9 protein-coding genes are annotated in these 8,652 nt (G+C 56.4%); 4 read left to right on the top strand and 5 right to left on the bottom strand.

The genetic code is table 11. The annotated features are described in order from the left end of the window. Nucleotides 1-293: 293 nt before the first annotated feature. The gene (gene parS / locus BM152_RS18365; RefSeq protein WP_066601514.1) at nt 294-764 is read left to right on the top strand and encodes a type II RES/Xre toxin-antitoxin system antitoxin; all 471 of its coding nucleotides are present in this window, start codon (nt 294-296) and stop codon (nt 762-764) included. A 491-nt stretch (nt 765-1,255) separates the two neighbouring features. Next, nucleotides 1,256-3,370: a J domain-containing protein gene (locus BM152_RS18360; protein WP_066601510.1), complete on the top strand. Its 2,115-nt coding sequence runs from the start codon at nt 1,256-1,258 to the stop codon at nt 3,368-3,370. A gap of 410 nt (nt 3,371-3,780) precedes the next feature. Here BM152_RS18360 and BM152_RS18355 read toward each other — a convergent pair whose 3' ends face one another. Both BM152_RS18355 and BM152_RS18350 read right to left on the bottom strand, forming a co-directional pair. Next, nucleotides 3,781-4,674, bottom strand: coding sequence for an MBL fold metallo-hydrolase (locus BM152_RS18355; protein ID WP_066601508.1), 894 nt, complete (start codon nt 4,672-4,674; stop codon nt 3,781-3,783). Nucleotides 4,675-4,696: 22 nt separating this feature from the next. Then, entirely contained in the window at nt 4,697-5,338 is a 642-nt protein-coding gene (locus BM152_RS18350) for a DsbA family protein (RefSeq protein ID WP_066601506.1), read from the bottom strand. 96 nt (nt 5,339-5,434) lie between these two features. Here BM152_RS18350 and BM152_RS18345 point away from each other — a divergent pair, with 96 nt between their 5' ends. Beyond that, on the top strand, nt 5,435-6,322 hold the full coding sequence (locus BM152_RS18345; RefSeq protein ID WP_066601501.1) for a LysR family transcriptional regulator: 888 nt from the start codon (nt 5,435-5,437) through the stop codon (nt 6,320-6,322). Nucleotides 6,323-6,607: 285 nt separating this feature from the next. On the opposite strand, the gene BM152_RS18340 is transcribed toward BM152_RS18345, so the two are convergent. Then, nucleotides 6,608-6,814: a ParD-like family protein gene (locus BM152_RS18340; protein WP_066601499.1), complete on the bottom strand. Its 207-nt coding sequence runs from the start codon at nt 6,812-6,814 to the stop codon at nt 6,608-6,610. 101 nt (nt 6,815-6,915) lie between these two features. Between BM152_RS18340 and map the strand changes: the two genes are divergently transcribed. Continuing rightward, the gene (gene map, locus BM152_RS18335) at nt 6,916-7,755 is read left to right on the top strand and encodes a type I methionyl aminopeptidase (RefSeq protein WP_066601498.1); all 840 of its coding nucleotides are present in this window, start codon (nt 6,916-6,918) and stop codon (nt 7,753-7,755) included. A gap of 352 nt (nt 7,756-8,107) precedes the next feature. Here the strand turns inward: map and BM152_RS18330 are convergent, their stop codons facing one another. Together BM152_RS18330 and BM152_RS18325 are read right to left on the bottom strand one after the other, a co-directional pair. Continuing rightward, complete coding sequence (locus BM152_RS18330) at nt 8,108-8,299, bottom strand: hypothetical protein (protein WP_066601496.1); 192 nt, start codon at nt 8,297-8,299, stop codon at nt 8,108-8,110. Between the two features lie 46 nt (nt 8,300-8,345). Further along, nucleotides 8,346-8,652: integrase core domain-containing protein (locus BM152_RS18325; RefSeq protein WP_139222548.1), on the bottom strand; the 307-nt coding region annotated here is incomplete at its 5' end.

Raw genomic sequence — 8,652 nt, 5'->3', positions numbered from 1 at the left:
ATCCTCGGGATCGCCGTCTTGGGAGAGAGTGTCACGCTAACACGGATCATTGCGGCACTGCTCATCATCAGCGGCATCATCACAATGAAACTGGCAAGTGCCCAATGAATTGCGACCGAAAGAAACGGATACAGAATGCCAGACAAAGGGGCAATGTCATTCGCCGATCGATCTCCTGCGCTCGGCGGGACGACCGTCGTTCCGCCTGCGTTCGGTGGCCTGCGGAAACCTCTCTTGAAAACCCGGGCGTCTACGTCAGATAATTCAGGGCAAGTGACACTAAGGAGGGCGCTATGGTTGCAATGAGCCGCTTCGAGAATGAAGTGACCCGAACATGCCTGCTGCTCGGCGGCAAACGCACGATCCATGCGCCTATAGAGACTGCGCGGGATGCGCATGATCTGATTGTTAGAGGCCTTCCCCTTACCGCACTTATACACCTGGTGAATGAAACCCCCATGTTGTCGTCAGGGGATACCCTTGAGAAGGCCATTGGCATCAGCCCACGGACCCTGCAACGTCACAAGAAAGAGGATACTTCCAAGCCACTGAGTGTCGAGCAAAGCAATCGGATATGGCGTTTTGCAAAAATTCTAGGGAGAGCCATCGAAGTTCTGGGCTCAAAAGAAGAGGCTGAATTGTGGATGGGCCAGCCCGCATTCGGCCTGGAAAACAGAAAGCCCATTGACCTACTCGCCTCGGCCCCTGGCGCTGAAGCCGTGCAAGACTACCTGACGAGGATAGAGTATGGGATTTACATGTGACATCTCTTCCCCACCAACCTCTCGGCTCTGGAGAAATTCGGTTCTGGGACGCTGACTATGCTGCGCGCCGAAAAAATCATCTTCGTGGAAACGGGCGTAAAATTGAAGGCGGCTCACTCAATCAAGTAGAAATGCGAGAATGCCGTTAGACACGGCGGTTTGCAGACATTCTCTGCAGGTGCGTGATCATTGGTTCGTATTGTGAAAAGCCGACATTCTCCCCCCTGCCTGCGCCGTAGCTCTTGCTGCGCCATCCACCAAGGTCAGCAATGCGCAGATAGTGACCTTTGCAAAGTCTGGAACCGTGGTCTTCTTTCTCGACGTGGTCGACCCTCTGCGGACATTCGAACCTATCGCTACGCTTGACCGGTCCCAGCCATTACCTACCTCCATCCTTGCCGCTAATGTCCATTCGTGCCCCGGAAGGTTGACATGCGTAATTTTGGGTGCCCCAACTATTGCCGTATAGAGGTCAGACAGTTGGGTTCATAATGTTCGGCATTTTGAAGAATCTTTTCGGCTCGGGGAAAACTACAGTGCGTGATGAGGGGTTCCCCGCCATCCGCGAAACGGCCGGCTCAGGCGGTGAGCGCCAGAGCCGCTTCGAGGACTTTGAACGGGAAACGAGGGAACGCCTTGAGGCACAATCCTTCGAAATGCCGGGGCAGGCTTACTTCAGCCAATTGCAGGCTCTGCAGGAAAGTATCTCGGACCGCAGGTACATGGACGCCGCCATCGCGGCGCGCAAGAGCCTGCCGCTCATTCGCAAGTGGCTTGAAGATCCCAAGGGGCACGGCAAGAGGCTGAGCCTGAATATGCCAGCGCTCACTCAGGGTGGCACTATGCTGGCCATCACCGGTGACCGGAAGGGACTGGCGATGCTGCATGATCTGGTATCGGAATTCGACCATCTCGAGGAATACCGCGCTGATGCCGAAAAGCATCTCGCCGCCATTGACCTCTTCGACGCCATTCGCAAAGCCGTCGCAGCAAAGCCTGGCATCCTGCAGAACAAGATGAAGTCGGAGGTGGGCGCCGAGGATGGCCGCCTTGTTAGCAACCTGATCTCGTGGCTGGAGAAGGCTGGCGAGATCACCCGCGCCAAGAACGGAAAGACCTACGCGCTCTACGTAGATGGCGTCGAGATGAGCGCCAAGGACGCTTCGGCAGTCTACACCGAGCCGCCGCGCCCCGGGACTCACCAGGCCAGATCCAAGCCGGGGAAGCCCATCGAGCTCAACCTCGAAAAGCTGACCTTGGTGCCGCTGCCACCATCTCCGGAGGCCTGGACCAGCCAGGTTACGCTGCCTGCAACCAATGAAACATTCGAGGATGCCGAAGGCGCTTGGCGTGAACTCACTGTAGAGGCGATCGCGCCCGCGGATCGCCCGGACCCTGCCTTCCGAAAATACTTCACCACACGTGGCGGTGTCCTTTCCTTCGATGATCTTGCAAAGTCCGAGGCAAGCCTCGGTGCGCCGGGCGCAGTGATGTTCACCTCCGAGCAGGGTGGCCCCACGATGATCGAACGACTGAAGCGTCCGATCTATGCGCTTGATGTCCATCCCGAGGGCCAGGGCTTCGCGACACGGTCGAAAACGAACATCCTGACCGTCTACGGCGCAGACCTGAAGGTCGATTTCGAGACCGATCTATCCGCCACGCCCGAAGTCGCAGCGGGGCGCCGCCGTCTCGATCCTGACGTGGACGGAGGTATTCTTTGGGGTGAACCCCATTTGGCGCTCAACTGCATCGCACTCAGCCCCAGCCGGGACAGATACCTTTACACGTTTGTTGATGAAGCCTGGTGCATCGATCAGTGCGGAAAGCTTCTGTGGGGCGTCCGTATGCCTGAGCGCCCCGTGGAGACCTATCATCATACCTTCGAAGTGGGCGACATGGGCAGGCATACGCGAACCGCCGTGGAAATCGAAGAGGCGCTGAAGGAGCTTGAGCTTGCGCTGCCAGTAACGCCGGATGAGATCCGGCAGAAATACCACAGCTTAGCGCGTCAGCTGCACCCGGACCTCAATCCGGGTAGCGAGGACCAGATGAAGGCAGTCAACGCGGCTTACGAGACACTGACCGGGGCCAGCCACGAAGAACTGCAGGGTAAGGAAAACGCTGAGGACTTACTGACGTTCTCCGCCACCGTGACTTTCACGACCGGCGGCGGCCCTGACCGCCTTCAGGCTGCGACCTTTTCAGGGCGTGGCGACACGGCGTTACTGGGAACCACCCAAGGGCGGGTCCTGCGCATCGATGGTTCCGGCAAGCCGATCGACCTCTATGATGTGGGCGCCGTGCCAGTCAGGATCCTGGAGACGGATCGCTATCTCTATATCCAGACATTCACCCGTCTCTACGTCCTTGAGGGCGACCGCCTTGTGGGGTTGCAGGACTGCACGACCAAATGCGACCTGCTTGTAGAGGAGGGCTTGGTCTTGCTGGTGGAGAACAAGGGGGTGCGGGTGTTGACGGAGGCCGGCAGACCGCTGGGAATCGCCCTGACCAAAGCCCCCATCCGTCGGGCCGGGATCGAGGATGGCGTGCTCGTCGTCGAAACACGAACCCATCGCGGCCGGTTCAGTGGCTTCAGGAAATAAAGCGAGTTGCCAATTCGGCGACCAGTCATAACAGAGAAACCGCGTCCGCTTTTACGGCTTTCTGCCGATCCATGACCGTGCAACGAGTTTAAACTGTCTACCCACCCTATCGGAACGACGGGACCCGGCCCATTGCTGCCTTTCATCACCAGTTCAAGATGCTGCGATGCAGCCCGTCGAAGCGGCCATTCGTGCATCGCGCAGCATTTTGTGCTTCCCAATGTCGCTGATGCGGGACAAAGCGAGCTTTCGCTGAGCTTGCGCCAATGGCTGCTATGACCTCGGGTCTGGTGGCGAGCTTTGATATTTTCGAAGCTCGCCACCGGATTATACTACGCATCGGCGTCAACGTTCAAATACGTGCGCCATTGCGAATAAAGCCTCCTAACCGAAATGGATTTGCGTTCTACCTAGCCCCATTTCATCTCGCCGGTCAGAACCTTTGCGCCGATGTCCAAGGCCATGCCCATTCCCAATTCGGGATAGCGGGCGCGCATTACTGCATTCAGGTCTTCAGATGTCGTGGCTTTTGCCAGCTCGTCCTCTACAGCCAATAGATAGGCTTTGGTGAACGCGACAGCTTCAAGACCAAGCGGCGCGTCAGGTGTCATGTGACCCGGCACAACGACCTGAGGTGCGCGTGCGATGATGGTGTCCAAGTTGGCAATCCATGCTGCGCGCTCTTCTTTTGTTTGCGTATCGGCCAGCCAAACATGGGTGCCTGAAAAGACCATCACACCGCCAAAAACAGCCTTCAGGTCTTCGCTCCATATGTAACGGCGATTGGCGATTCCTGTCGCCGGGACGATGTCGAGCACATAGCCATCCACCGTCAAAGTTGCGCTATCGTTAACTTGGGCCATGACCACATCATCAACAGATTGCGGGCCGTTTTCGCCAAGCTGCGGTCCCCATGTTTCGACCTTCTTGGCGACATTCGCGTTGATCGCAGCAACGGTTTCGCTGGCCGCGATGACGCGTGCCTTAGGAAAGGCCTCAACGATAGGGCGCAGGCTAAAGTAGAAATCCGGGTCGCTTTGGCTGACATAGATTGTGGTCAATGTTTTGCCGGTGGCTTTGATCGCCTCGGCCAAGGCTTGACCGTCTGGCAGCGTAAACCCGCCGTCAATCAGGACGGCTTCGGACGGGCCGGACACCAAGACAGGCGCGCGATAAAAGCCATTTTCCCCGGCTGGGAAGTGTGCCCAGCTTAGGCCGTCTTCGTTTGCAAACGCCACTTTGGGCGCGACAAGTGCGGCTACGCCAGCGGCTGCTGCCACTTTGAGGGCTGTTCTACGGTTCATTTTCGAAATCCTTGTGAAGAGGTTAAGCCAGTTTGAGAGCGGCCAAGATGTTGTCGGGTCCGGAATACAGCGCACTGGCGTCCAATATGCTCAGCTCTGCATTGACGGTTGCGATCAGAGAAGGAACGCCTTGCAGTCCGTAGGCGTTCATTAGATCGCGGGCCGCAGCTGTGCGGGTGTTTACCAGGTGCAATAGAGGGTCATCTGCCGCCAAAAGACGCGCGCTGGCGTCCATGAGGCCCAGATCGGTCAAAATACCCGCTACAACAACGGCCGAAGTCACGTCTTTGCCGTCCTTGTATCGCGCCGATTGAATGGCGGCGAGGGTGTCGATTACGCGATCAGGGGTGCTTGCCGACACTGCGACGACAGCACGTGTTGCGACTGTTGAGTCCAGCAAAGCATCCTCTGAGCCCAGCACCTTTGTGCGATAGTCTTCGCTGAACGGCTGCCCGCTGAGCGCGCCGATGCGTTGATCCATAGCCCAAGCCTGCGCGGCAAAGCTCTTCATCGGGCGCGCACCTGTGCCAGAAAACAGGCCAGTCGCCATGGGCTGCAGGTCAATTTCCGGCTGTTTCGACAAAGCTTTGATCGAGGCAGAGGCACCATAGCACCAGCCGCACAACGGATCGAAGAGGTATTGCAAAGTCACTGTCTGTGTCATGTTTCGTCTCCTTTGAAGGGTATATGCGCCCCTTGATTACCAATGATAAGACGAACGATTTTGACAAACTGTTTATCAAAAGCTAACAGTTACATCATGTCAAAAGCACGCAATCTGAACAGGCTGGCCTATTTCGCGGCGGTGGTGGAAACGGGGTCGTTTACACGGGCCGCCGAACGGTTGGGGGTGACCAAAGCTGTGGTCAGCTCGCAAGTAACGCAATTGGAACAGGAGCTAAAAACAACCCTGTTGGTGCGCAACACGCGCAAGGTCAGCACGACCGAAGCGGGGCTGGCATTTTACACCCGTTGCGCGTCAATCCTGCATGATGCGGATGATGCGTTTAGCGAGTTGTTGCAACTGTCAGACCGACCTTTGGGCACTTTGCGCATAACCGCACCGCATGACTATGGCACCGTCATTGTGACCCCCGTGGTCGCCGCTTTTCGGTCCAAATACCCCGAGTGCAAGGTTGAATTGCATCTCGGTGACAGCCACAGCGACCTGATGTCAGGTGATCTTGATCTGGCCATTCGTGTGGGCTGGCTGCGGGATTCTGGTTTGATTGCTCGCAAAATCAGCGGTTTTCAACAGCTGTTGGTAGGGGCGACCACAGACAAGGCCCAGCTTAACGCTATCGCACACCCCAATGAACTGACGTCGCTCGATTTCGTTGCCAACCTATCCCTGTCTGATCCCCTGCAATGGGCTTTTGAAAACGATGCAAAGCAAAGCGTGTCTGTGAAACTGGCAAACACTCTCGCCATCGACAGCGCACCCGCAATTCTGGAAGCGGTTAAGGGCGGTGCAGGGATTGCGATATTGCCCGACTTTTTGGTGCGCAAGGATTTGCGGGGCGGCAAGCTGACACAGATTTTGCCGCAATGGGCTTTGCCCGAGGGTGGCATATTTGCAGTCTACCCCGCCGCCAAATTCCGCCCCGTCAAGGTCACCGCTTTTGTCGACATGTTGCGCGACGCATGACGTTGCAGGACGAAATGGAGCTGCGGTCAGAAAACTGACGGATTTCTACAACCGCAGACGCCCAAAGGCCGTCCTTCACCGCAAGCCTCCTGTCGTGATCGATCTACAGAAACATGAAATAATCATCCCTGATCGGCTGTTGCAAAATACGTCATCAAATGCTCACTTTGAACCGGATAGCAGACCTTCGTGGCGCGCGTCACAAACTGGCAAGATGCCTTTGGATGCAACCAGACAGACGACGACTCCACCCAATCCGCACTTCTCCAGAAAGAGAGAAAAGTTTTAGGCCGCGTCGATTGTCGGCTCTTGCACTTCAGCATTCTTGAGTTGTTGCGCCATGATCTCCGTAAAGGGAACGGTCGGGTTCGCCTCTGCAAGCATGCCGACCTTCATCCAGAATTCCGCCTGCGCATTGATCGAACGGCACATGACCGAACTGGACTTACGTAGTTCTTCGTGCAGCGCGTCACTGATTTTTACGATGCCCATCGACGTCCTCCTCTCCTGTATATATAAATCATATACGAATCGTATACATTATTTCAACCATAGTCAATTCGATCCAGTGGCCATGACGCAAAGGATACATGATGAACACCTATATCCACGTCCCCATAGCGCCGAAGGCGCAGAGCGCCCGCCGAACGGACGCCATCAAACTCTACGGACCGGATGCATTCGAAGGTATGCATCGCGCGGGGGCTTTGACGGCCAAATGCCTCGACGGGATCGCAGGTCTTGTCCGCGACGGCACAGCTTTGGAGCAGATTGACACATACGTTCGCGACTTTGCCGCCGCAAATGACGCTACGCCCGCCACGCTCGGCTACAAGGGGTATCAGTTCGCCTGCTGCACATCGGTCAACCATGTGGTTTGCCACGGATTTCCGAACTCAAAGAAACTGCGCGACGGCGACATCGTGAATGTTGATGTTACCTTGATCCATGATGGTTGGCATGGCGATTCCAGTCGGATGTATGTGGTGGGGAAGCCCAAACGCGCGGCTGAACGCCTCATCCGGATCGCTCATGGGGCGATGATGCAGGGGATCAACGCGGTGCGTCCGGGGGCGCGACTGGGTGATATTGGTTATGCGATCCAGACCTACGCACAGGCCGAGCGCTGCTCCGTCGTTCGCGATTTTTGCGGCCACGGCATCGGCCAGGTCTTTCACGACTCGCCCGATATCTTGAATTTTGGAACTGCGGGCACTGGTCCAGAGCTTCGCGAAGGGATGATCTTTACCGTTGAACCGATGGTTAATCTCGGGCGCGGCGACGTCAAAATACTTGCCGACGACTGGACTGTCGTAACGCGTGACCGGTCTCTGTCAGCGCAATTTGAGCATTCGATTGGTGTGACCTCGGATGGCTGCGAGATTTTTACCCTCTCGCCAACAGGTCTCCATGCACCTGGAGTTGAGCTTTAATCCGTTTTGCCAGAGTGGACCATCAAGACTATTGCAGCATCGGGCAGGGTGGGCGCGAACCAAACTTGCGGCAGTGCGGCACCCAGTTTTCGGGAGTTAGGGCCTCTGGGAAGATGCTCTGCTGACCGCCGTCAGCCCGAAGCGGTCATGATCCTTGGGCACATCGGGCGGAAAGTGTGAATTCGCTGCGCGCAACACCAACGGCAGCTATGCGCAGATAGCGACCTTTGCAAAGTCGTGCTCAGCGGGCCACCTTGATGGGACGAACGGCCCTCTGCAGACGTTCATGCCAAGCGCAGCAAGAGACAGCTTCCAATCCAGGGCGGCATTTCGTTTTATTCTGGTGGCTGCATTACTTACAAGCTGCGCACATCTTCTTGTAGTGGTCCTCGCCAACTTCCTTGATGAAGTTAATGCCTGCTTCGGCTGCACGGATTGCTTCTTCCAGCGTGAGGTCTGGCAGTGTGCCAAGGCCGTCGATTGTGCCGTGTGACTCAATTTGCACCAGCCGCTCAAGGGCACGAACATCGAGCTTGTCTTTCACGTCATTGTGAATTGCCCCGAGTTTGCCGGAGACCTATAGCTTCATTTCACGCGACCATATCGAACACGTCGCGCTGTGCATAGAAGTTCTCTTCGGCCTCGGCTGGTGGGATATTCCCAATAGGGCCAAGCAGGCGGCGATTATTGAACCAGTCGACCCATCCGAGGGTGGCCATTTCCAGATCTTGCATGTTGCGCCAAGGCCCCTGGCGATGAACGAGTTCGGTTTTATAGAGACCGTTAATCGTCTCGGCGAGGGCGTTGTCGTATGAATCCCCGACGCTGCCGACCGATGGTTCAATACCAGCTTCGGCTAAACGTTCAGTATAGCGAATGGACACATATTGCCCTCCG

Source organism: Celeribacter halophilus (assembly GCF_900114135.1).
Taxonomy (GTDB): Bacteria; Pseudomonadota; Alphaproteobacteria; order Rhodobacterales; family Rhodobacteraceae; genus Celeribacter; species Celeribacter halophilus.
The sequence above is the reverse complement of the archived record's forward strand: the minus strand, read 5'-3'. Positions and strand labels throughout refer to the sequence as shown.